13 protein-coding genes and 2 pseudogenes are annotated in these 23,033 nt (G+C 58.6%); 11 read left to right on the forward strand and 4 right to left on the reverse strand.

Annotation, left to right across the window (positions count from 1 at the left end; all coding sequences use genetic code 11):
• Positions 1-80 precede the first annotated feature (80 nt).
• Positions 81-431 carry a hypothetical protein gene (locus AD668_RS13445; protein WP_053159454.1) on the reverse strand — a complete coding sequence of 117 codons (351 nt, stop codon included), beginning with the start codon at positions 429-431 and terminating at the stop codon, positions 81-83.
• 110 nt (positions 432-541) lie between these two features.
• Here AD668_RS13445 and AD668_RS13450 point away from each other — a divergent pair, with 110 nt between their 5' ends.
• The 11 genes and pseudogenes from AD668_RS13450 (at position 542) to arsJ (ending at position 11,423) form a co-directional block, all read left to right on the forward strand.
• A complete protein-coding gene (locus AD668_RS13450) occupies positions 542-937 on the forward strand; it encodes a hypothetical protein (protein WP_256220646.1) in 396 nt (131 codons plus the stop codon).
• A gap of 1,920 nt (positions 938-2,857) precedes the next feature.
• Positions 2,858-3,508 (forward strand): methyl-accepting chemotaxis protein, encoded by a 651-nt coding sequence (locus AD668_RS30350; protein ID WP_371259803.1) that lies wholly within the window; start codon positions 2,858-2,860, stop codon positions 3,506-3,508.
• Positions 3,509-3,580: 72 nt separating this feature from the next.
• Positions 3,581-3,709, forward strand: a pseudogene (locus tag AD668_RS30355) (thiamine pyrophosphate-binding protein); the annotation flags it as partial.
• 213 nt (positions 3,710-3,922) lie between these two features.
• A pseudogene (locus AD668_RS29960) lies at positions 3,923-4,063 on the forward strand (aldehyde dehydrogenase family protein); the annotation flags it as partial.
• Positions 4,064-4,144: 81 nt separating this feature from the next.
• Complete coding sequence (locus AD668_RS13465; protein ID WP_053159461.1) at positions 4,145-6,004, forward strand: ABC transporter ATP-binding protein; 1,860 nt, start codon at positions 4,145-4,147, stop codon at positions 6,002-6,004.
• A gap of 381 nt (positions 6,005-6,385) precedes the next feature.
• A complete protein-coding gene (locus AD668_RS13470; protein ID WP_053159464.1) occupies positions 6,386-6,742 on the forward strand; it encodes a metalloregulator ArsR/SmtB family transcription factor in 357 nt (118 codons plus the stop codon).
• Between the two features lie 45 nt (positions 6,743-6,787).
• Positions 6,788-7,258 (forward strand): arsenate reductase ArsC, encoded by a 471-nt coding sequence (locus tag AD668_RS13475; protein WP_053159466.1) that lies wholly within the window; start codon positions 6,788-6,790, stop codon positions 7,256-7,258.
• A gap of 16 nt (positions 7,259-7,274) precedes the next feature.
• Positions 7,275-8,336 carry an ACR3 family arsenite efflux transporter gene (gene arsB, locus AD668_RS13480; RefSeq protein WP_053159468.1) on the forward strand — a complete coding sequence of 354 codons (1,062 nt, stop codon included), beginning with the start codon at positions 7,275-7,277 and terminating at the stop codon, positions 8,334-8,336.
• Positions 8,337-8,340: 4 nt separating this feature from the next.
• Positions 8,341-9,057, forward strand: coding sequence for an arsenical resistance protein ArsH (arsH, locus tag AD668_RS13485; RefSeq protein ID WP_053159470.1), 717 nt, complete (start codon positions 8,341-8,343; stop codon positions 9,055-9,057).
• Between the two features lie 113 nt (positions 9,058-9,170).
• Positions 9,171-10,175, forward strand: a complete 1,005-nt coding sequence (locus AD668_RS13490; RefSeq protein WP_053159471.1) for an ArsJ-associated glyceraldehyde-3-phosphate dehydrogenase — start codon at positions 9,171-9,173, stop codon at positions 10,173-10,175.
• Between the two features lie 12 nt (positions 10,176-10,187).
• On the forward strand, positions 10,188-11,423 hold the full coding sequence (arsJ, locus tag AD668_RS13495) for an organoarsenical effux MFS transporter ArsJ (protein WP_053159473.1): 1,236 nt from the start codon (positions 10,188-10,190) through the stop codon (positions 11,421-11,423).
• Between the two features lie 304 nt (positions 11,424-11,727).
• On the opposite strand, the gene AD668_RS29965 is transcribed toward arsJ, so the two are convergent.
• The 3 genes from AD668_RS29965 to AD668_RS13510 all read right to left on the reverse strand — a co-directional run bounded on the left by AD668_RS29965 (position 11,728) and on the right by AD668_RS13510 (position 22,090).
• Positions 11,728-11,886 carry a histidine kinase dimerization/phospho-acceptor domain-containing protein gene (locus tag AD668_RS29965; RefSeq protein ID WP_256220647.1) on the reverse strand — a complete coding sequence of 53 codons (159 nt, stop codon included), beginning with the start codon at positions 11,884-11,886 and terminating at the stop codon, positions 11,728-11,730.
• A 444-nt stretch (positions 11,887-12,330) separates the two neighbouring features.
• The gene (locus AD668_RS13500) at positions 12,331-13,059 is read right to left on the reverse strand and encodes a Crp/Fnr family transcriptional regulator (protein ID WP_053159475.1); all 729 of its coding nucleotides are present in this window, start codon (positions 13,057-13,059) and stop codon (positions 12,331-12,333) included.
• Positions 13,060-13,414: 355 nt separating this feature from the next.
• Positions 13,415-22,090, reverse strand: coding sequence for a GH36-type glycosyl hydrolase domain-containing protein (locus AD668_RS13510; RefSeq protein WP_053159479.1), 8,676 nt, complete (start codon positions 22,088-22,090; stop codon positions 13,415-13,417).
• Between the last annotated feature and the right edge of the window lie 943 nt (positions 22,091-23,033).

Below are 23,033 nucleotides of genomic sequence, written 5' to 3' on the forward strand. Positions count from 1 at the left end.
TCTGAACCGATTGCTGCCTTTGCCGAGAGGCCGCTGTTCGCCAACAGGCGGCATTTATTGTTTGCGAGATCAGGGTCGATTCAGAGACAACTTTGTAACGCGGCCAGATGTTTTTTTGATATCCAGCGATACGTCGCAGCGTAATACTTAGCCACCGAGCCGGATTTTTCTGGCTGGATGTCGACAAAATACGCGGAACCACTCGTTGCTACGGTGTAGCCACCGTTGCTGCCGGATTCCTGAGTTGCCCCATCCCGTCCTTCAAAAACGAACAGGCTTTTCCACTCGCGCTGAACGCAATCAGCGATGACCTTGTCGGCTTTTTTTGAGTGCAGAACTTCGCGTGGTGCTTCCTGGCGCATCTCGTTCATGGTTGGCGTCGCACATCCTGTCAATGACAGTAAAGCCAACACCCCTATGGCAAATTTCATATTTTCCGTCCATGTTGAAAATAATCGAGAAATGCAATTCTGCAGGATACTTTACGTCAGGGCGAACACTCGCTCCACGACCGACATCAATTTCCGTAGGAATTAACGTCATGGCCAAGTACCTGATCTCCTTTCCCAGCGCTGCGATGATTGTGCCCGAAGGCGAGTTGGAGGCGGTGGGTCGCGACGCGCACGCCGTGATCGACGAGGCGAAAGCCGCCGGCGTCTACGTCTTCGGCGGCGGCATCGACGAAGGCGTGCCGCCCGTTCTCGTCGCAGCTGACGGGCTGTCGCCGAGGGCGGCTACCCGTGGGCGCCCCCGCTTGATGGCGGCTTCACCGTGCTCGAACTTCCCTCACGCGAGGAGGCCGTCGCGTGGGCCGCGCGCATCGCGAAGGCCTGTCGTTGTGACCAGGAGCTACGCGTCTTCGGGTTCGACACGCAGTCCTGAGGGCCGCAGGGAAGTGACGCAGAAAGTGCGGCCTGACCCTTCTTTCAAGCGTTGAGTCACGCGGGAATTGGTTTATCCAGTGCCTGGCAATTTGCTCGCACCGGCAGATCCATCGCGGCAGGGTTGTTCTCTGGGACATCGAGAACAGTGGCTTACCACGGCAAGTACATTGGCTTGGGCTATCCACCCATGCCAATGCTCGCGCCTGGGCGCAGGCGGGCGAGGAGTCGCTCGCGGCATGTGTGCCAGAGGGTATTGCCCAGGCCCGATATCAGCGCTTTATCAGGGCATGTGGCACTTGGCGCACTGAGTTGTAGCAGGCGCTCTGGAGGGCTGGAGCAAATTGAATGCGGTCGACCGCAGAAAACGCTTTTGCGGGCAGGCAATGGTTAGCCTGCTTACGACTTGGCGTGGTATTTGCTGTCAATTCGCCATCCGAATGTCGCGGTTGGAGAGGCAAATGTCGCTTTCAAGTAAGGTCATGCAATTATCCTCTAGCGAGAAACACTGGTTACCCTGGTTCGGCAAGACCGGAAAAATCACGATGGGTTGGTCATGCCGACTCAATCGATCGGCTTATCCGGTGATCGAACAAACCTTTGAAGCCATCGCACAAACCCGTGCGCAGTTGCTGCACAACTGGACGCGCGAGCAGTGGGAACACCTCGCTGAACTGGCAGAACATCTCGGTCGGGATTTTGCCCATATCGACAGTCATTCACTGTTGGAAAAGCTCAACCAGGCGGAAGATTTTTCCGAGCTATTTGTCCTAAGTATCGATGGCGCCGTCATCGCCTCTACCTGGAGCGGACGCGGTAAAAGTCAGCCTCAGAAAACCCGCGCCCTGGCCGAAGGGCTGAAGGCGCCGTTTCTTCACGGCCCTTACAGCGATCCATTGACCTTGCAGATCGGTCCATCGACTTCACGCTTTCACGATGAAGTCACGTTGATGTTCTATCAGCCTTTGAAGGCCGATGGAAAAGTCCTGGGCTGCCTCTGCGGTCGCGTGCCAAACGATGTATTGGGCGATCTTATCCAGCGCGAGGCCGGGCACATCTATGCCGAGTCGGGCGACAATTACCTGTTCATGGCGCAATCACGCTTTGATCCGGCGATTGCACCGGGCACCGCGTTGTCGCGCTCACGTTTCGAGGACGGTACGTTCACCCACGGCGAAAACCTGAAAAGCGGCGTGCATACGCCCTGGAAGACCGTGCAGATTCAACGGCACACGGAGCTGGAGTTGCGCTTCACTGACCCGGCGACCCAGGCGTTGCACCCTGGTGTGCGCGAAACCATACGCATGGGCTCCAATCTGTTCGTGACTTATCCCGGTTACTCGGACTATCGGCACATTCCGGTGGTCGGCAAGGGGGTCACGTTCCAATTGCCAGGATCACCTGATCGCTGGGGAATGATGTGTGAAGCCGATCTGGAGGAGGTTTACCGCCGACGATCACTCAGCTATGGCCTGATGAAACCTTATCTGGCCACCATGGCAGGGCTGTTTGCCTGCAACTACACGGTCCAGCATTACAGCGGATTGGCACAAGGGATGATCGATGCCGTCGAGGTGTTGGGTATGGTCTGCGCCACTGTGCTGTTCAGCCTGTTGGGGCCTGGACGGCTTGCACAAAGGTTGGGCGAGATGACAGGCGTGATCAGGACCATCGCCGAGGGCGAGGGTAACCTTCGCCAGCGTCTGGACACCACACGAATGGCCAATGACGAGACCGGCGACATGGGGCGCTGGATCAACAGCTTCATCGATAATCTGGACTCGGTTGTCGGGCAAGTGGTCAAAGCCAGTCGCACCGTCGGTGCCACCAACCAGCTGATGTTGGGGCGTAGCCAGGAAGCCGGCGTCACTTCAGTGGAGGTGGCCGAAGCGGTGCATCACATGATGATTATCGTTGAAGACCAATTGGGCGAGATCCAGCAAGCCTCTGCCAGCGCCGAGCAAATGAAGCAGGCAATGGACGAAGTCGTCGCCCGCGCCCGTGAGCAGTTTCTCGCGGTGCAGGCAGGCACCCAGTCGATTCGGGATGTGGTCGAGCGCTCTTCTTCAAGCGTGCAGTTGCTCGACAGCCGCATGACGCAAATCGGCAACATTACCGGCCTGATCAGTGACATTACCAACCAGACCAATCTGCTGGCACTCAATGCCGCCATCGAGGCCGCGCGCGCGGGCGAACATGGGCGAGGTTTTGCGGTGGTCGCCGATGAGGTACGCAGTCTCGCCTCACGCACCTCTCGAGCCGCCGACGACATTCGGCAGATGGTCGAAGGCTTGCAGAACGAAACGCAAACCGCCGTCAGCTTCATGAAGGAGGGCGTCACGGACGTCGATAACAGCCTGCGCCTGGCCGAAGATGCCTCCTCGGAAAACGTGCAGTTGCATCAAGCGGTGGAGAGTATGTTTGCGATCATTCAACAGCTCAACAAACGCAGCCTTGACTACGGCAAGACGATCAGACAGGTCGACCAGTCCTCGGCAGAAATGCGTCAGACGGTGGTGGTGTTGCAAGGCAGTGCCGAGACGGTGAGGCTCAATGCCAACAAACTGCAAAAACTGGTGGGGCAGTTTGAGGTGAGCAGCAACCACGGACGGGTGGCGGCTGCTTGAGAAGGCGGGCGAGGGCGGGCTGATCATGGCGGCAGCCCGCCATTTAGAAAAGGCCGTCAGGGGTGTGAGAGCATGGTGACTCGTGGCCCGGGTGCGGCCAATGCGATGGTCGCGTTGCACACCGCATGGCAGGACAGCGTGCCGTTGGTGCTGTTCGTTGGACTCATTCCCCGTACCGAAACCTATCGCGCCTCTTTTCAGGAGTTCGATCTCAATGGCTGGTTCCGTACGACCAGCAAAGGCGTATTCCAGATCGAACACGCCGAGCGAATACCCGAAATTGTCTCGCGGGCGTTTGCCTTGGCGCGAACCGGACGCCCGGGACCGGTAGTGATCGGCCTGCCGGAGGACATGCTGCGTGATCGGGTGCAGGCCCAGGCGGTTGCCCCTATCCAAATCCTGCAAAGTGTTCCGAACATGAAGCGCGTCTGGCTCGAGGCGGGTGGCAAGAGTCCCCACATCGTCTGCGCTGACGCACCGGATCTTGACGCGGCAGCGCAAGCCGCCGCGGCAGCGATTGCGTTCAACCAGGGTGAAGTGTGTACCGCAGGCTCGGCGTTCCAATAATTTCGCAAAACCCTCAAAGCAACCTTTCAATGGCAGAATCTGCGTAACTTGATTGTTTTGGAGACCACCATGCTTCGTGCATTTGAACGAAGGCTCGACCCTTTTCCTCCTGACGAGGTGCCACCGCCACCCGAGGGCCTGTTTCGATTCCTGTGGGCATGCACGCGGGGAGCCCGCGGCTACATCCTGGCGCTTGCGCTGCTCAGTGCCAGCGTGTCGATTTACGAAGCCTGGCTGTTTTCCTTCCTCGGGCAGGTCGTGGACTTGCTCTCGACCTGGCAGGCGGGCGGTGATGCGGCTTTGCAGGAAAGTCGCGTGTTGTGGGGGATGGGCATCGTGATGGTTACCAGCGTCGGTCTAGTGGCGTTGCGCACTACGGTGCAGCACCAGATATTGGCGATCAATCTGCCGTTGCGATTGCGCTGGGATTTCCATCGACTGATGCTGCGGCAAAGCCTTTCGTTTTTTTCCGATGAGTTTTCCGGCCGGGTCACTACCAAGGTCATGCAGACTGCGCTGGCCGTGCGCGACGTGCTATTCACCTTGATCGAGATCGCACCCGGGATTGGCGTGTATTTCATCGCGATCATTGCCCTGGCCGGCGGCTTCGCACTGAAACTGATGCTGCCTTTCGTTGCCTGGGTCGTGTTGTTCGGGGTGGCCATGCTGTACTTCGTGCCCCGCCTGGGGAAAGTCGGGCAGGAGCAAGCCAACGCCCGGTCGATGATGACCGGACGTATCTCGGACGCCTATACCAACATCACTACAGTGAAGCTGTTCTCCCACTCCAATCGTGAAGCGCACTTCGCGCGTGCAGCAATGGAGGATTTCAAGCAAACCGGCTTTCGCCAGATGCGCCTGGTCAGCCAATTCGAGATTGTTAACCAGGCATTGGTGGTGGCGCTGATCATGGCAGCCGGTGGTTATGCCCTGTGGCTATGGCACCAGGGTGAGGTCGGTGCGGGTGCGGTGGCGGCAATCACCGCCATGGCGTTGCGTATCAATGGCATGTCGCACTGGATCATGTGGCAAATGACCTCGCTGTTCGAGAGCATTGGTACCGTACAGGATGGCATGACAACGTTTACCCGCGGCCCCAAGGTGCAGGATGCGCCGGACGCGGGCGTACTGCTGACCTCCGGCGGGGCGGTCACCTTCGACAAGGTGAGCTTCAACTACAATGGCGAACGCCAAGTGCTTGATGGCCTGAGCCTGAATATCCGAGCGGGCGAAAAAATCGGCCTGGTTGGCCGCTCTGGCGCCGGCAAATCCACGCTTATCAACCTGCTGCTGCGCTTCTATGACGTCGACAGCGGGGAGATTCGCATCGACGGCCAAAACATCGCGAAGGTGACACAGGACAGCCTGCGCGGCTCCATCGGCATGGTCACGCAGGATACCTCCCTGCTGCATCGTTCCATTCGCGACAACATCGCCTACGGCCGTCCCGATGCGACCGATGCGCAAATTCGTGGCGCCGCGGCCAATGCCCAAGCCGATGAGTTCATAAGTCAACTGAGTGACCGGCAAGGCAATACCGGCTACGACACCCTTGTGGGTGAACGGGGCATCAAGCTGTCCGGCGGCCAGCGTCAACGCGTCGCGATTGCCCGGGTGATGCTCAAGAACGCTCCGATCCTGCTGCTTGACGAGGCCACCAGCGCGCTGGACTCGGAAGTCGAAGTGGCCATTCAGGAAAGCCTCGATGAAATGATGCAGGGCAAGACAGTGATCGCCATCGCCCATCGGCTGTCCACAATTGCGGCCATGGACCGGCTCATCGTCATGGATGACGGACGCATCATCGAACAGGGTACCCACACCGAACTGCTCGGGAAAAACGGCGTCTATGCGCGGCTGTGGCAGCATCAAAGCGGTGGGTTCCTGGGTGAGGATCAGGGAGTGGTCGAGGTTATGGATCAGGCGTGAAGGTGAAGGGGGCGAGAGCCCCGATTGCTACTCGGCAAGGGCTGATCTGCCCCTCTTCGCGTGCATGCCGTGTCTTTTGTTCATTCTGCTCATCACGACTCCTGCCTGGGATTGAGATGCTGGACAGCCTAAAGCCACGGTGGTGACGGAATAATTACCTATATACGCTCGTTCGTATGTATTGCGGCTGAAGGTGTGCTCGTTTTCCGAAATCCGGCTTCGAGTCATGAGCGTACAGGCCAGAATACGGGCATGTGTGCGTAATACGCCTTTGCAGCTTTACTGGATATACGGAAATACGTATATTCGAATAACCATATCCAATCCGGTATTTGGCGATGACCGATAAGGCCCGCGTGCTTTTTAAACGTTGAGACCCCTATGGCTGACCATCTGACACCGACCACCGTATTCAAATGCCTGGCTGACGAAACTCGTGTTCGGCTGATGTTGCTCATCACCCGTGAGCAAGAGCTGTGCGTCTGTGAACTGACCTGCGCACTCGATGAGAGCCAACCGAAAATCTCCCGGCACCTGGCGCAACTGCGCAGCTGCGGCTTGCTGGAGGATCGTCGGCAAGGTCAATGGGTGTATTACCGCCTGCATCCCAGTCTGCCGGATTGGGTGATTGCCGTACTGAAAACCACGCTGGACGCCAACCAGCACTGGCTCAGTCCAGACGCCAAACGCCTCGACGTGATGGGTGATCGCCCACAACGCTTGGCTGCTTGTTGCTGAGTTAACGTCGGCCCAAGAAACGCAGGGCCTTTACGAGATAGCCTGATGAAGATTCTGTTTCTTTGCACCGCCAACAGTTGCCGCAGCATTCTTTGCGAATCCATGTTCAATCACTTGGCTCCGACTGAGATGCAAGCCTACAGCGCCGGTAGCCAGCCAAAGGGCGAAGTCCATCCACTGAGCCTGAAAACGTTAGATATGGCTGGAATCTCTACCGCAGGGCTCTACAGCAAGTCCAGCGATGTCCATGTAAACCTGGTCCCTGATTTCGTTATCACGGTTTGCGACAAGGCTGCCGGCGAAGCCTGCCCGGTCTTTTTTGGCCCGGCCACCAAGGCCCACTGGGGGCTGGCAGATCCTTCTGAGTATCAAGGGACTCAAGAAGAGATCGAGGCGGCTTTCGAAGCCACTCTGGAGCAGATCAGAACCCGAATCGAAGCCTTCCTGGCTTTACCGCTCAAGCAGTTAAGTGCCGAACAACTCAAGGCCGAGCTGGCCCTGATTGGCACCCTCTGACACTGGAGACATGACGATGAGTACAAGCCGTCTTTCTTTTTTGGATCGCTATCTGACGGTCTGGATCTTTCTCGCCATGGCGATTGGTGTCAGCTTGGGCAGTCTGTTCGCAGGGCTACCGGCCTGGCTTAACAGCCTTTCGGTGGGTTCGACCAATATCCCGATTGCCATCGGCCTGATCGTGATGATGTATCCACCGCTGGCCAAGGTCAGGTACGAAGAGCTGCCGGAGGTGTTCAAGGACAAGCGAATTCTGGCCCTTTCGCTGATTCAGAACTGGGTGATCGGCCCCGTGCTGATGTTCGTACTGGCCATCGTGTTTCTCGCTGACAAGCCGGAGTACATGACCGGCCTGATCCTTATAGGTCTGGCGCGCTGCATCGCTATGGTGCTGGTGTGGAATCAGATCGCGGGCGGCAATAACCAATATGTCGCCGGTCTGGTGGCCTTCAACAGCATCTTCCAGATCCTGTTCTTCAGCGTGTATGCATGGGTCTTCTTAGGCCTACTGCCGCCATTGTTCGGATTACAGGGCAGTGTGATTGATACCAACTTTGTCAGCATCGCCGAGTCCGTGCTGATCTACCTGGGCATCCCATTCCTGGCTGGTTTCCTTACACGCAAAATCCTCATCAGCCGCAAAGGCGAAACCTGGTACAGCCAGCGCTTCATTCCGCGCATCAGCCCTCTGACCCTGGTCGCGCTGTTGCTGACCATCGTGGCGATGTTCAGCCTCAAGGGCGACATGGTGTTGCAGCTTCCGCTGGATGTGCTGCGTATCGCTATCCCGTTGACCATCTACTTCGTGGTGATGTTTTTCATCAGCTTTTGGATGGGCAAGCTGCTCCGCGCGGATTATCCACGCACCACTGCACTGGCCTTTACCGCTGCCAGCAACAACTTCGAACTGGCCATCGCTGTGGCCATTGCCACATTCGGCCTCGCTTCGCCGGTAGCCTTTGCCACGGTGATTGGCCCGCTGGTGGAAGTGCCGGTACTGATCTCCCTGGTTGGCGTGGCCCTCTGGCTCAAGCGCCGCTGGTTCGATCATCCGAAGGGCGCCATCGCTCAGGAGTAAACGTATGACTGAAGAACTGATCCCCAACCTCGATGCCGAACTGGTCGACCTGCCGACCCTCGATAAACTCGGCAGCACGCTGTCGGCTACCCACAAACCGCGAATCCTGCTGCTCTACGGCTCGACCCGCGAGCGTTCGTTCAGCCGCCTGCTGACTGAAGAGGCTGCGCGCCTGTTGCAACATTTCGGCGCAGAAACTCGCATCTTCAATCCATCTGAGCTGCCGTTGCCAGATGATGTGCCGGACAGCCACCCCAAAGTGCAGGAGCTACGCGAGCTGGTGCTCTGGTCAGAAGGTCAGGTCTGGTGCTCCCCCGAACGCCACGGCTCGATGAGCGCAGTGTTCAAGGCGCAGATCGACTGGATTCCGTTGACCATGGGCGCAGTGCGCCCAACTCAGGGCAAGACGCTGGCGGTGATGCAGGTTTGTGGTGGCTCGCAATCTTTCAACGTGGTCAACCAGCTACGTGTATTGGGTCGCTGGATGCGTATGGTCACCATTCCCAACCAGTCCTCGGTGCCGAAGGCCTACCTGGAGTTCGACGAGGCGGGGCGCATGAAGCCCTCGGCATTCTACGACCGTGTCGTGGACGTAATGGAAGAGCTGGTGAAGTTCACATTGTTACTGCGCGAGCGGCAGGACTATCTGGTCGACCGCTATTCCGAGCGTAAGGAGTCGGCGGAAGAACTCTCCAGGCGCGTTAATCAACGCTCTATCTGAAGGACGCTGCGCCCGCGTGCGATTCAGCACCCTGCGCCTATCAACTACGCCAGCCAATTCGACATCGCCAAGTCGTAATTGCCCCCAGTCAGCAGCCCCAAGAGAACAACAGCATGAGCATCAAAGTAGGTATCAACGGTTTCGGTCGCATCGGTCGTCTCGCCCTGCGTGCAGCCTGGGGCTGGCCAGAGTTCGAGTTCGTGCAAATCAACGACCCGGCAGGCGATGCAGTAACCCATGCGCACCTGATCAACTTCGACTCTGTGCATGGTCGTTGGAACAACGAAGCCTGCGCAGAAGGCGATCATGTAGTGATTGGCGGCAAGCGCATCAAGGTCACCGCGAACAAAGCGATTGCCGACACCGACTGGTCGGGTTGCGATCTGGTGATCGAGGCCAGCGGCAAGATGAAGACTGTGGCGGTGTTGCAGGCCTACCTGGATCAAGGCGTTAAGCGTGTGGTGGTCTGTGCGCCGGTCAAGGAGCAAGGTGCCTTGAACGTGGTGATGGGCGTTAACCAGCACCTGTTCGACCCGGCGCAGCACCGCATTGTGACCGCTGCTTCCTGCACCACCAATTGCCTGGCCCCGGTCGTCAAAGTGATCCACGAGAACCTGGGCATTCGCCACGGTTCGATCACCACCATTCACGACCTGACCAACACCCAGAGCATCCTCGATCAGCCGCACAAGGATCTGCGCCGCGCCCGCGCTTCAGGCATGAGTCTCATCCCGACCAGCACTGGCTCGGCCACCGCCATTGCGCAAATCTTCCCCGAACTGCGTGGCCGCCTGAATGGTCACGCGGTTCGCGTACCGTTGGCGAATGCCTCGCTCACCGATTGTGTGTTCGAAGTGGAGCGCGCCACCTCGGTGGATGAGGTTAATGCGTTGCTTAAAGCGGCGGCAGAAGGCCCGCTGAAAAACATTCTCGGCTATGAGACGCGCCCACTGGTGTCCATCGACTACCGCACCGACCCGCGCTCATCGATCATCGATGCGCTGTCGACGATGGTGATCAATGGCACTCAAGTGAAGATTTATGCCTGGTACGACAACGAATGGGGTTATGCCAATCGTGCTGTTGAGCTGGCCAAACTGGTCGGCATGGCCGATTAACAGGGAGAGATCATGAACGCGTTGTCAGCCCTTTCCCCGCAAGTGCGCCAGTACCTGTTAGTGACCGGCAATTACTGGGCTTTTACTCTCACCGACGGCGCCTTGCGCATGTTGGTGGTGTTGCACTTCCATGCGTTGGGCTACAGCCCGTTGCAGATTGCGTTCTTGTTTCTGTTCTATGAAATCTTCGGAGTCATTACCAATCTGGTCGGCGGTTACCTGGGTGCCCGTCTAGGTCTCAATCGCACCATGAACATTGGTTTGGGGCTCCAGGTGGCAGCCTTGTTGATGCTGACTGTGCCCGCCGCCTGGCTGACCATCCCTTGGGTGATGGGCGCTCAGGCGTTGTCGGGCATTGCCAAAGACCTCAACAAAATGAGCGCCAAGAGTTCCATCAAACTCCTGGTGCCCGACAACCAACAAGGCACCCTCTATCAATGGGTGGCAATTCTCACTGGCTCGAAGAACGCGCTCAAAGGCGTGGGTTTCTTCCTGGGCAGTGCGCTGCTGGCATTGCTGGGCTTTACGGTTGCCGTGCTAGCAATGGCCGCGACTCTGGCGTTGATCTGGATAGTCAGCCTGTTCCTGTTGAAGAAGGATCTGGGCAAAGCCAAGGCCAAACCGAAGTTTCGCGACATTCTCTCCAAGAGCCGGGCGATCAATATCCTCTCGGCTGCGCGAATGTTCCTCTTTGGTGCCCGCGATGTCTGGTTCGTGGTGGCGTTGCCGGTCTACCTGAGTAGCGTATTCGGCTGGGACTTCTGGAAGGTTGGTGGCTTTCTTGCGGCCTGGGTCATCGGCTACGGCATCATTCAATCGTTGGCCCCAAACATAACCGGTAAGAAACGCGGCCACGTACCGGATGGTCGTGCGGCATTTCTCTGGGCACTTGCGCTGGCAGGGCTGCCTGCGGCAATCGCCCTCGGTCTCTCGACGGGTTGGTCGCCGCACATTGTGCTGCTGGGTGGGTTGATGGTATTCGGCGCGCTGTTCGCGGTGAATTCTTCTCTGCACAGCTATCTCATCGTCTCGTATGCCAAAGAAGACGGGGTATCGCTGGACGTGGGTTTCTACTACATGTCCAACGCCCTGGGCCGATTGCTCGGCACCGTGCTGTCCGGCTGGATTTATCAGGGTTACGGGTTGGAGACTTGCTTGTGGGTTTCCTCGGTCTGCGTGCTGCTGGCCGCTGTAATTTCTATCGCCTTACCCAGGCATGCCGAGGCGATTTTAAACCGTCAGACATGACGCAGTGCACCTCTGCTGCGTCAGGCTCCCGCCGTCAAGCGTTCACCCAGGATCAGAGCGCTCAAAAATCCTGAGTGCAGTGTCGATTGTAAAGGGCTCTGATCGACCCAAACCGGTCGGTGGTGGAGTCCAGGAAACCAGGGGCGATTCAAAAACGTTGTTTCACACATGAGACTGCTCCCTGAAAACGAGCTTCCTCACCATTTTTTGTGAAGCAAAGCGGCATCGTCCCATAGAGGACGGGTATGCCAAGCCATCTTCGACGAACTCGGAAGGGGCGTGGCTGCGCTGAGATCAATTTCAGTTAGTTAATCGAGCGAGGCAGTTCCGTTGCCATTTTTATGGCCGACAACGGGTTGCGCAGGTCATGACTGACAATCCCGATAAGCTGCTCGGCGAACAGGGCACTGTCTTCAGCCGCAGCGTACGTGATACGCAACTTGTCCTGGGTCGTATCCAGCACGCGTCGTTCTTGAGGTGTTTCACCAAATGCCTTTCGGCAAGCATTCGGGCATTGAGCAGTTCGCGCTCGTACCTTTGGCTATCCGCCGCTTTGAACACGTCATTTCATGAAATATACCCGCAGAATGCTCACAGCTGTCCATTCACTGCGAAAGGAGCAAATTTTGAGGGTCCTTGCGCGAGTGGTGTCTATAATTTTCCAGATATCGGCCCCATTGGTCAGTGAATACAAATGCCCGCAGATGACGAGTTACTGCCCGGTTCTGAGGTTCTCTTCGAGGAAGCTGACTGCGGCTTACTACTTACCTCGGAAAATGGCGAGATCGCACGGGTCAACCTGACATTCTGCATTCGGGGGGAAGGGCACCCGCTGTGAATGACGGTTTATGGCTGTGGATTCAACCGGTCGACGCAACAGATCGGCTTAATCGTTCAGTGGGCAGCTTCATGGGACACGCCGCAATGGAAAGTAGGGCAGCAATCGTTCGGTTTCTCTCCTGACCACGGCGTAGCATTCGCAACTGAGCTCTTCGAGCCGGGCCCTGTCGAGGATCTTGATGTGCCCCCGACTGTATTCGATAACACCCAGGCGCTGTAGCTTGCCGGCGGCGTCGGTCACGCCTTCCCGGCGTACACCAAGCATGTTGGCGATCAATTCCTGGGTCATGGTCAATTCATTGCCTTTCAGGCGATCAAGCGACAACAGCAACCAGCGACACAGTTGCTGGTCGATGGAGTGGTGGCGGTTGCATACCGCCGTCTGAGCCATTTGTGTGATCAGTGCCTGGGTGTAACGCAGCATCAGCAGAAGCATCTCTTCATGGCGGTTGAACTCGTCCTTGAGCTGCTGACCGGGTAACCGGAACGCATGCCCGGCACTTTGCACAACGGCCCGACTCGGGGTGCTTTCACCGCCCATGAATACTGCAATACCGATCAAGCCTTCATTGCCGACAACCGAAATCTCGGCCGCGGCACCGTTCTCCATCACATACAACAGAGACACGATGGAGTCGGTGGGGAAGTAGACATGCCGCAGAGCGCCGCCGGACTCATAGAGCACTTTGCCAAGTGGCAGCTCGACCGGTTCAAGGTGGGGGAGCAGGCGATCCAGCGCTTGCGCCGGAAGTGCTGCCAGGAGGTAGTTCTGTTGTGGCTTGGGTACAGCAAACATATCAGCCACCGTTCAAGGGGAATACCCTGATGGGGACAGGTTACTCCAAAGCGCACTATGCGGGGCAACGCACCGAAGTAGCCGCTGAAATTTGCGATGCTCAAGGGAACGACGCCGCATCTGCAGCGCCGAACGCTGGAGAATGCCATGAGCAAACACATTGACCCCAATCTTCGCCAGGGCCCTGGCAAGCCCACTGCGAAACAGCCACAGAGCATGCCAATACCCCTGCATTACAAGCCTGGGCAGTCTGCCAACCAGCCTGTACACACCAAGTTGAGTAAGGCTGTGCAGCCACACCACCAGGGCCCGAATCTTCCTGCCTGAACTCAGGCCTCGCCAGGAGCGCTGTATCTCAGCGCTCAAGATCGGCTTCGACGGGTCTATCACGCCCTGAAGTTTCTGGTTGATCCGCTGTGACCGGGCATGACACCAGGACCTGATGTTCTCTGCCGTCATCGAGTAATTCCAGCGCGTCCTTGCCCAGCAGCTCGCCGTCCAGCGTAATCGAAGCTGAAGTGCCGGTGCCGGGGCGCACATTGATATGGTAGTGCGTCGCCCCATAGCGGTAGCGCAGCGTATAACCAGGCCAGCCTTGCGCCAGCAGCGGTACGATCTGCAATGAAGTCCCGACTCGCTGCAATCCAAGCAATGACTCCACGATGAATCGGTACGTCCAGCCGGCCGACCCGGTGTACCAGGTCCAACCTCCACGACCCGCATGTGGCGGCGTGCCGTAGACGTCGGCAGCCATGACATAGGGCTCGACCTTGTAGGTTTCGATCCGGCTGGCGATCTCATTGCCTGCGGGGTTGATCATGTTGAGCAACCTCCAGGCCCTGGTGTTGTCACCAAGCCTTGCGAAAGCCATGCCGGCCCACACCGCAGCGTGGGTGTACTGGCCGCCATTTTCCCGTACTCCCGGCACGTAACCCTTGATATAGCCGGGCTCAAGCGAGCCAGTGTCGAAGGGCGGATCGAGCAGCAGTACCGCGCCTGTGTCAGGACGCACCAGATGCTGCTCGAATGAGGCCATGGCCGTGCGGCGCCGCGTTTGCGAGGCGGCACCCGACAGTACGGACCAGCTTTGCGAGATCGAGTCGATGCGGCATTCATCATTCTTGGCCGAGCCCAGTACCTGGCCGTCGTCAAACCAGGCGCGCCGGTACCATGATCCGTCCCAGGCATGCTCCTCCAGACTGGCCTGCAACATGGCTGCCTGTTGGGTACAACGCTGTGCGAAAGCAGGGTCTCCATGCAATTGGGCGGTGATGGCAAACTGCTGTAGAACCTCGTAGCCGAAAAAGCCCAGCCATACGCTTTCCCCATGACCCAGATGACCGACCAGATTCATCCCGTCGTTCCAGTCGCCAGTGCCCATCAAGGGCAGACCGTGGCTGCCGCGCTGCAGGCTGTGTTCGATTGCGCGTACACAATGCTGATAGAGGCTTTCTTCGAGGTGCGATTTGCCCGGCAGGTCGTAGTATGACTCCTCCCCGGCATTGAGTGGGCGGCCTTCAAGGTAACCCACGGATTCGGCCAGCACGCTGAGGTCGGCGGTGACGTTGATATAGTGGCTGGTCGCCAATGCCAGCCAGAGATAATCGTCCGAACAGCCACTGCGCACACCCCGATCGAGCGGCGGGTGCCACCAGTGCTGAACGTCGCCTTCGGCATATTGATGGGCTGCACACAGCAACAAATGGTCACGCACACTGGCGGGATCGGCATGGATCATCGCCATGCTGTCTTGCAGTTGATCACGAAAGCCGATAGCCCCCCCGGACTGATAGTAGCCACTGCGGGCCTGGAAGCGACAGGCGATCACCTGGTACATCAGCCAGCCATTGACCATGACATCGATACTTGGGTCGGGCGTCTGGATCTGAATCACGCCAAGCAGCGAACGCCAATGTTCGCGTACGGCCTCGAGTTCCACGGTAGCCGAACCCAGTCCCCGGTACTTTTGAACCAGGCGTAGTGCTGACGCAGTATCCTTGGCTGCACCGAGTCGGAAGACGACGTCCTGGCCATCACCGTTGTCGAGGTCCAGGGCAACCTGTACCGCCGCACAAGGATCGAAGCCGCCGCCTGTACGTCCCGACAGTCGTGCCTGCTGTAATCCGGCGGGAGCTTTGAGGCTGCCGTTGCGGCCGATGAACTCGGTGCGATCACCACTGATACTGGTGTCGCTCGAGTCGGTATCGAGGAACGCCACCCGTTCGGAAAACTCGATCGAATAGGCGTTCCTGGCGAAAAATGCGCCACTTGCGGGGTCGGCTTCAGTCACCACATGCATTGCTGATTTGCTGCGCAAGTCGCCCAGCACCCACTCGACATAGCAAGTCGCCGACAGGCGTCGGGCGCGGCCTGAGCGATTTCGAATCTGCAGGTGCGAGAATTTGATCGAAGCATCCAGCGCCACATAAACCCACAACTCGGCGTGGATACCGTCTTCATCGTGCTCGAAGACGCTGTAGCCGAAGCCGTGCCGGGTTCGGTACGTGCCAGTGCCGGGACAAGGCTGTGGCGTCACCGACCAGAAATGCCCGGTTTCTTCATCGCGGACATAGATCGCCTCGCCGCAGGCGTCGGTGAGCGGGTCGTTATGCCAGGGGCTGAGGCGGAATTCGTGAGCGTTTTCCATCCAGGTGTAAGCGCCACCACTTTCGGAAATCACTGTGCCGAAATGCGGGTTGGCCAACACGTTGGCCCATGGCGCCGGCGTCGGCCTGTCAGGCTGCAAGGTCATGACATACTCGTTGCCATCAGCGCTGAAGCCGCCATAAGCGTTGCTCAGGAGCAAACCTTCGATAGCTGGGAGGGGGGCTGCCGCCGTTGTCTTGGGTTGGCGCTTGAGCGTGGGTACTAACGCCGGGTATACCGGACTTGCGTGACGCCGATGAACTTGTTCGGCAATGCTGCCGTTGCTTTCGCTCAGTACCAGGCGCGCCACCGACAGGATCAGCGTACGATCCTCGTTCGACAACTGCTGCGCCGGACGTACGAAAATGCCCCCGGGACGGTCGATCAGCGGAGCTTCGCTGCCGGACGTCACCACCCCCATGATCAAGTCCTGGAGTTGTTGGCGATAACCGGCCTGGTCTTCGTTCCAGATGACGAGGTCCACCACCAGCCCCTTTTGCCGCCAGTAGGCGTGGGCCTTGACCATCTGATGTACGAGCTCGATGTTCTCCACGGTTGCGATCTGCAGCAGAACGATGGGCAAGTCCCCGGATATCGCCTGGCCCCAGAGGCTCGATTGATCCCGTCGATTGGCCATCAATACGCTATTTTCAGTGCGCGACGAAGCATTGGCGTAGATGATCGAAGAGGCCATCTGTTCAAACAGGCGGGCATCTTCCAGCGATACATTGAGTTGGCGCAGCAACACCTGGCCGTGAGTCCATGCCAGGTCGAAGACGCGATCGGCGAGGTGCCGGTCGCGGTATTTATTGATCAGATACAGACAACCTTCACGGCTGTCCGCGACGCCCGTCACCAGGTCGATGGTCGCCGCTTGCCCTGGCTCCAGTGAAATACGGCAGCGGATTGCCACGATCGGGTCGAGCACCGAGCCTGCAGTTCCGGACAGCTGCTGGACATTGCCATCAAGCGCCGCAGGTGCTGCAACGTTGCGCCCGCGGCCGATGAAGCGCGCTCGATCGGTCTCATAGGAAATGGCATCAATGTCCACACCATGGGCAGCCAGCAGGTGGCACATCCAGGGTGCCGCTTCCTTACTGGAGCGAGGCCTGCGGGTGCAGATGATTGCCTGCAGCGTTGGCAGCAACTCGGTCTGCACGAACAGGTTGCTGAAGGCCGGGTGAAGGGCATCACTGATTGCCGGCGCCAGGACCACCTCGGCGTAGGTGGTGATCTCCACGCTACGACGTACGCGGGCGCGGTTGGTGATGTGCAGCCTGCGCAGTTCGATATCGTCTTCGGGGGACACGACGATCTCCGTGTGCGTATCGAAGTCGAGCTCGCGAACACGAAACTCGGCCCGGGCATCGCTGAAAATCGCTTCATGGCTTTCTGGTCGGTGCCGGGTCGGCTGGTGGGCCGAGGACCAGAAAACGCCGCTGGTGACATCACGCAGGTAGCAGAACATGCCCCAGTTGTCGCAGGTCGCGTCTTCGTGCCAGCGGGTCACGGCGATATCGTTGCAGCGGCTGTAACCGCCGCCGGCACTGCTGAGCATGACATGGTAATGGCCGTTAGAGAGCAGCTGGACGGCGGGGCGCTTGCGCCCGGGATCGGCGAACACCCGAAGTCTGGTTTCCTGCGTCCGTCCGCCTTCTTCTGTGGCAGGGTCCTGGGCCGCATGCAGGTAGGGCGCGGCGGTCTTGGGTACGCGTTCCTGCAGCAGCAAGATGGTCGCCTGGAATGCCGGAATCGACTCGAAACGTCGCTGCATCGGCCGGTCCAGCAGCAGGCTGGTCAAGGCCAGCAGGCTCATGCCCTGATGGTGCGCCATGAACGACTGCACAACCGCATAGCGCTGGCCGCGTGGTAGACGTGCCTCGGTGTAGTCGACCGCTTCGTACAGACCATAGCGACCGGCCGAGCCCTGAGCAGCCAGGCGTTGCAGGTTCCGGCACGCCGCTTCCGGCTCGACCATCAGCGCCAGAGCACTGGCGTACGGCGCAATCACGGTATCCTCGGCCAACCCGCGCTTGAGGCCAAGGCCTGAAACACCAAACGCCCGATACTGATAATTGAAGTGAGCATCCAGGGTGTTGTAACCCGACTCGGACACGCCCCAGGGGATGCCCAACTGGTTGCCATGCTCGATCTGCAAGGCGACGGCAGCGCGGCATGTCTGCTCCAGTAGCGTACCTTCATAGCTGGGCATTACCAGGTTTGGCATCAGGTACTCGAACATTGATCCGGACCAGGAAAGCAGTACTGGCACCCCCCGATTGTTACTGAGCAAGCGTCCAAGGGTGAACCAGGCCTGCTGCGGCAGCTGGCCCTGGGCGATGACCACGAAATTGGTCAGGCGAACCTCTGAAGCGAGCAGGTCGTAATAGCCGTTGTCCAGCCTGCGCTCGTCGGCGTTGTAGCCTATCGAGAAGAGGTCACGTTGAGCATCGTAGAGGAAAGTGAAGTCCATGCTGGCCAGTGACGCGGACAATTCGGCCAGGCGCTCAAGGTGGATGATTCGTGCGCGAGCCAGGCGTTGCACCGCCTGCACTTGCACCTGATCGGCGGGCAGCCACTGCGTGCAATCGATCTCTGCCATTTGACGCAGGGTGAGTGCAGGCGCCCTGGCCTGGGCCGTTGCCTGCGGCAGCTCGAAGCGCAGTCGTTCTGTGCGCAGATCCGCGCACTGCGCCTGTAATGCCTGCAACCAGTAGTGTGCTTCTTCAGCAGACGTGGCCGGATGGTCGATTACCAAGGCATCCGCCAGATCGAGTAATTGCAGGGTGTTGTCCGGGGTGTCCTGGACAGTGGCCAGCTCCACCTTCGCACGTAGTTCAAGCACGGCACAGTCATCGAGATTCACGCCCTGTAACGCCTGCTGCAGCACATCGAGGGTGTCGCCCAGGCCGCCAAGGGTGCGTTGATCGAACAGGGGTGTGTCGACCAACCCCAGCAGCCCAGGCCGCAGGGTTAGCAGCAGGCCCGCCAGGTTGCCGCTGTCCACGGTGGACACGTACCGAGGCGCCAGCGGCTGGAGTGTCCGGGTGTCGTACCAGTTGTAGAAGTGCCCATGATGACGCTCAAGGCCGGCCATGCAATCAAGCGTTGCAGTGATGCGTTCGAGCAAGCGCCCGGTACTCAAATAGCCGAAATCGTGGGCCGCCAGGTGAGAGAGCAAGGCCATGCCCATGTTGGTTGGTGATGTCCGATGGGCAATGGTTGGCTTGGGAATCTCCTGGACGTTGTCCGGCGGCAACCAGTTGTCCTCAGGGCCCACATACCGATCGAAGAAGGCCCAGGTCTTGCGCGACAGCATTCGCAGGAATCGCAGGTCTTGCGCTGATGGGTTAAACGCCGCCGGTGTCGTCGGCAGGCTGATCCACCAGGCAATTGCCGGGCTCGCCAACCACACCAGCAGCAAGGGTGCCGCGAGTGCGAGTACGGAGAGAGAGGGGAGCAGGGCGGCGAATAGAATCAGCGCCAGCGCAGGGGAAATCCACATGCTTCGATACATGCCCGGCAGATCGTTGCCACTGGATCGCTCCACTTCACGAGAAGGCTGCCATTGCAGCAGGCGGCGTTTGCTGACCAGCATGCGCCAGAGTGAACGGCCAATCGCATCGATGCTCAACAACGCATCGGATGGCAACCAGACAATCGACAGCAGCGCTCGCATGAAATGCTGACCCGAGGTACGCAATGCAGCGCTCAGGTGTTGCCCCAGTGGAATATCGGCAGCTTTCTGTACCAGCGCCAGTACCGACTGCAGTACGGGTTGGAGAAACACCAGAATGACCACCGCCAATGTCCAGGAGACGGGCTCGGCCGTACCCAACCAGCCCCATGTCAGCATGACCAGAAAGGCACCTGGCTCCAGGCTGCGGCGCAGATTGTCGAAAATCTTCCAGCGTGCCAGGGCACTGAGGCGGTTGGGTGCGAATCCTCCCTGCGGTTTCGGCGCCCACGGCAGGGCCCAGTACAGCACTTGCCAGTCGCCGCGAATCCAGCGGTGTCGGCGTTTGGCGTCGGCGCTGTAGCGCGAAGGATACTCCTCATACAGTTGTACATCGCTGAGCAGCCCGGAGCGGGCATAGCAGCCTTCGATCAAGTCATGGCTGAGAATGCAGTTGTCGGGCAAGCAGCCCTCGAGTGCCTGTTCGAAGGCGTCGACGGCATAGATGCCCTTGCCGATGAAGGAACCGTTCTGGAACAGGTCCTGATAAACATCGGAGACCGCACGGGTATAGGGGTCGACACCCGCATCGCTGCCAAACAGGCGGGCGTAGGTCGAGCGTGCCGTGCTGGGCAGGCTGATCCCCACCCGTGGCTGCAGGATGGCGTACCCGCTGACGATCTGCCCGCTCTGTTCATCGAATACGGGATGGTTCAGCGGGTGCATCATAGCGCCGATGCACTGACGCGCGACATCGCGTGGCAGCAAGGTATCGGTGTCCAGTGTGATGACGAAGCGAACCGAACCCAGTGGCGCGACATCACCGACGATCAATGCAAAGCGGTCCTGTCCTTTGCCAGGCAACCCTTTGTCACGTAGCAAAGCATTGAGCTCAGCGAGTTTGCCGCGCTTGCGTTCATGCCCCATCCATACCCGTTCGGTGGAGCTCCAGTGCCGTGGCCTGTGCAGCAGGAAGAACCGGTCGACCTGGCCATCGGCATATTTGCGGTTTAGCGTCTCGACCAGATGGCGTGCCAGTGCGAGCAGTTCGGCATCCTCGGGCATCACCTCGGCAGGGGCGTCCATGAAGTCACTGAGTAGCGCAAAATGCAGGTTGGCATCGCGGTTGGCCAGGAATCGCACTTCCAGGCTTTCGGCCAAGGCCTCGATGTCGCCGGCGTTGGCAAACATCGTAGGCACCGCCACCAGCGTACGCGCCTCGGCCGGTATGCCCTCGCTGTAGTCCAGGCGGGGCAGTATCGACGGGACTACCGTGAGGGTCACCAGCCAGTTGACCAGGCCGGTCGCCAGACGGCTGGTCATCAATAGCGTGGACACGGCGAGCAGGACCAGACACCAGATTGGCGTGCCACTGCGATAAGCGCTGCTGAGAAATGGCCAGGCCAACAGCAGTGTCAGCAGCAGTGCAGGGCACAGGTAGAACTTCAACGGGGCGCTCTGCAGCAGGCGCTTCCATCGTTCGAGCAGCGGCACACTGGCGTGCAGCGCCTGCTCCAGACTGCGCAACCCGTCAGCCACCAAGTAGTAGCCCACGTGCCCGGTTACACCGGCCGTGGGCTGTGTGGTGGTGGCCAGTTCGATGGCGGCTTGTGCCACCTTGGTTTCAGACTGCACACAATGCCGCGCGAGGCGTTCGACCACATGGCGGTAATGATCGCGGGTGGCGAAGTCCATCTTCGCGTAGACGCCCGCCGGGTCCGTGCACAATTGCTGTTCGACATGGCTGAGCCGTTCGACGAACTCGCGCCAGTCGGTTGCTGCCAGCAACCGCAAGCTGGCGATGCTGTTGCTGATGGACACCTGGTCACCGGATTGCTGCTGAGCATCCAACTGGACCAGGCGTTCGACCGTCAGACCGGACTCACCGAGAGTTTGTTCTATCCACGCCATGGGCAAAATCAGCGCAGCGCTTTGTCCGTGCAGGCGGCGCGCCAGTTCTGCAACGAAAGATGGCGTCATCGGCGGTGCCGATCGCGCCATGTCGGCAACGGTCAACACCACGCTCTTGGCGTCGCGCTCGGCTATTTCGATCAAGCGATCGGCCCAGTCATCGGCAAGGTTGCGGTCATCCCGGTTGGCCATTACGCGAGATGCCACGCGTCGCAAGTTCTCGATCAGCGCCAGTCGCAGCATGATCGGGATTGCCCAAAGCTCGCCCAGGGCCAACGGCGTAATGGTCTGATAAGAGGCGATGAAACTATTCAGGCTTTGCGCGTCGATCCGGCCATCGCCGTGAGCGATGGTTTCCAGGGCGATGTCGTAAACCCGCGGCAGGCCGGCTGAAGGGCCTTCGGAAAGGCGTGGCAACTCGCGGCTATAGCCATTGGGCAGGTGGGTCCTTGCGGTACGGATGTTTTCTTCGATGAGATAGAAGTTGTCCAGCAGCCATTCGGCCGCAGGGGTAGCACGTCGGCTGGACAGTTGTACGGTTCTGAGCGTTGCGCAGCTACGTTCCAGAATCAGTTGGTTGTCAGTCAGGCGGCCCAGTAATGCGTCCTTTTTTGAAAGACGCCCAAGCAGATGCTGCCGTGCCAGTACGATACCGTGGTCAGCGATCTGCTGCGCATTGAACAGGTCGGAACGCAGGATTGGCTCGTACTCGAACTTGTGCCGCGCTGCACTCCACCTGAGCCAGATGGCCGGTGAGCGCCAAAGGCTGGACAGCGTGCGTGTCAGGATATTTTGCATGAGATCCTTCGTACGAACCGCGCAGGGCAGGTCGCATGTGGAATGAAGGCGGTTCTACGCCAGGCTGGGTGTGCGGGGCATTGCGCCGCCGGGCGCAGCATTCCACCGACGAGTGTGGGTTATTCATCGGGGCGAAGTCTGTTCGCTAGCGAACATAGGCGATGTTGGCCGCAGGGGGCTGTGTGATCGGCAAACTATTGGAAACAGCGCTGTCGTTACGCTCAAGGTGGTGTGCGAAGCAGCCGCGCAGGTGACGAGGATTTTGCTTGTTTTGTTGCTACCGGAAACTCCCCGGACGGACGGGTACGATCAACACGGATGAAATAAATCGCATTTGTTAGCTCTCAGACCTGAAATGTATGGAAGAAAGGGTACTGGAGTGAAATCGTCGTATCGCTCAACAAGATAGAAAGGTCATTAATTAATAGCTCAACTAAATAGACGTTTAGTTGAGCTGGCTAATGATTTCACGTAGATGTTGTTGCGTTGCCATTGGTGGTAGACCACCTTCAAGAGCACATATCTCCTCGCAAACGCGGTGTCAGGGCGCTTGATGTGGTCCATCCTGATCTCGCGGGGGTGCCAGGCAGAGCGTTGAAAACCCTAGGCGCGCCGGGCAAATCAAGGCGAACACGCAGGGTCAGAATGACTCTGTTAACTTGTTTTTTTACGTGTTAACCAGCGTAGTTAACACGTCAGATGTGGCCCTCCTTTAAAAGTGGTTAAACGCTCAAGCCCATAGAAGCCGTGGCTTCTAGTGATTCTGACTTTTAAAAATGCCTGAAAGCCGATATGCAATAGTGCATTTGATCATTTTAAAAGGAGTGCAGTCATAGCCCCTATATGCAGGGGTAGCTCAAATAATCGCTTCGTCCGGGATCCGGTAATGACATCCAACTTATTGATTTGTAGTGATTTTTTTTAAAAGTTTAAGCCCGTGACG

Origin of the sequence: Pseudomonas sp. P1.8, assembly GCF_001269805.1 — a bacterium.
In the GTDB taxonomy this organism is placed as follows: Bacteria; Pseudomonadota; Gammaproteobacteria; order Pseudomonadales; family Pseudomonadaceae; genus Aquipseudomonas.

Excerpts from the sequence above, each read along its gene's own strand:
- AD668_RS13445 (WP_053159454.1), bottom strand. The coding sequence starts at position 431 with ATGAAATTTGCCATAGGGGTGTTGGCTTTACTGTCATTGACAGGATGT.
- AD668_RS13450 (WP_256220646.1), top strand. The coding sequence starts at position 542 with ATGGCCAAGTACCTGATCTCCTTTCCCAGCGCTGCGATGATTGTGCCC.
- AD668_RS30350 (WP_371259803.1), top strand. The coding sequence starts at position 2,858 with ATGGACGAAGTCGTCGCCCGCGCCCGTGAGCAGTTTCTCGCGGTGCAG.
- AD668_RS13465 (WP_053159461.1), top strand. The coding sequence starts at position 4,145 with ATGCTTCGTGCATTTGAACGAAGGCTCGACCCTTTTCCTCCTGACGAG.
- AD668_RS13470 (WP_053159464.1), top strand. The coding sequence starts at position 6,386 with ATGGCTGACCATCTGACACCGACCACCGTATTCAAATGCCTGGCTGAC.
- AD668_RS13475 (WP_053159466.1), top strand. The coding sequence starts at position 6,788 with ATGAAGATTCTGTTTCTTTGCACCGCCAACAGTTGCCGCAGCATTCTT.
- arsB (WP_053159468.1), top strand. The coding sequence starts at position 7,275 with ATGAGTACAAGCCGTCTTTCTTTTTTGGATCGCTATCTGACGGTCTGG.
- arsH (WP_053159470.1), top strand. The coding sequence starts at position 8,341 with ATGACTGAAGAACTGATCCCCAACCTCGATGCCGAACTGGTCGACCTG.
- AD668_RS13490 (WP_053159471.1), top strand. The coding sequence starts at position 9,171 with ATGAGCATCAAAGTAGGTATCAACGGTTTCGGTCGCATCGGTCGTCTC.
- arsJ (WP_053159473.1), top strand. The coding sequence starts at position 10,188 with ATGAACGCGTTGTCAGCCCTTTCCCCGCAAGTGCGCCAGTACCTGTTA.
- AD668_RS13500 (WP_053159475.1), bottom strand. The coding sequence starts at position 13,059 with ATGTTTGCTGTACCCAAGCCACAACAGAACTACCTCCTGGCAGCACTT.
- AD668_RS13510 (WP_053159479.1), bottom strand. The coding sequence starts at position 22,090 with ATGCAAAATATCCTGACACGCACGCTGTCCAGCCTTTGGCGCTCACCG.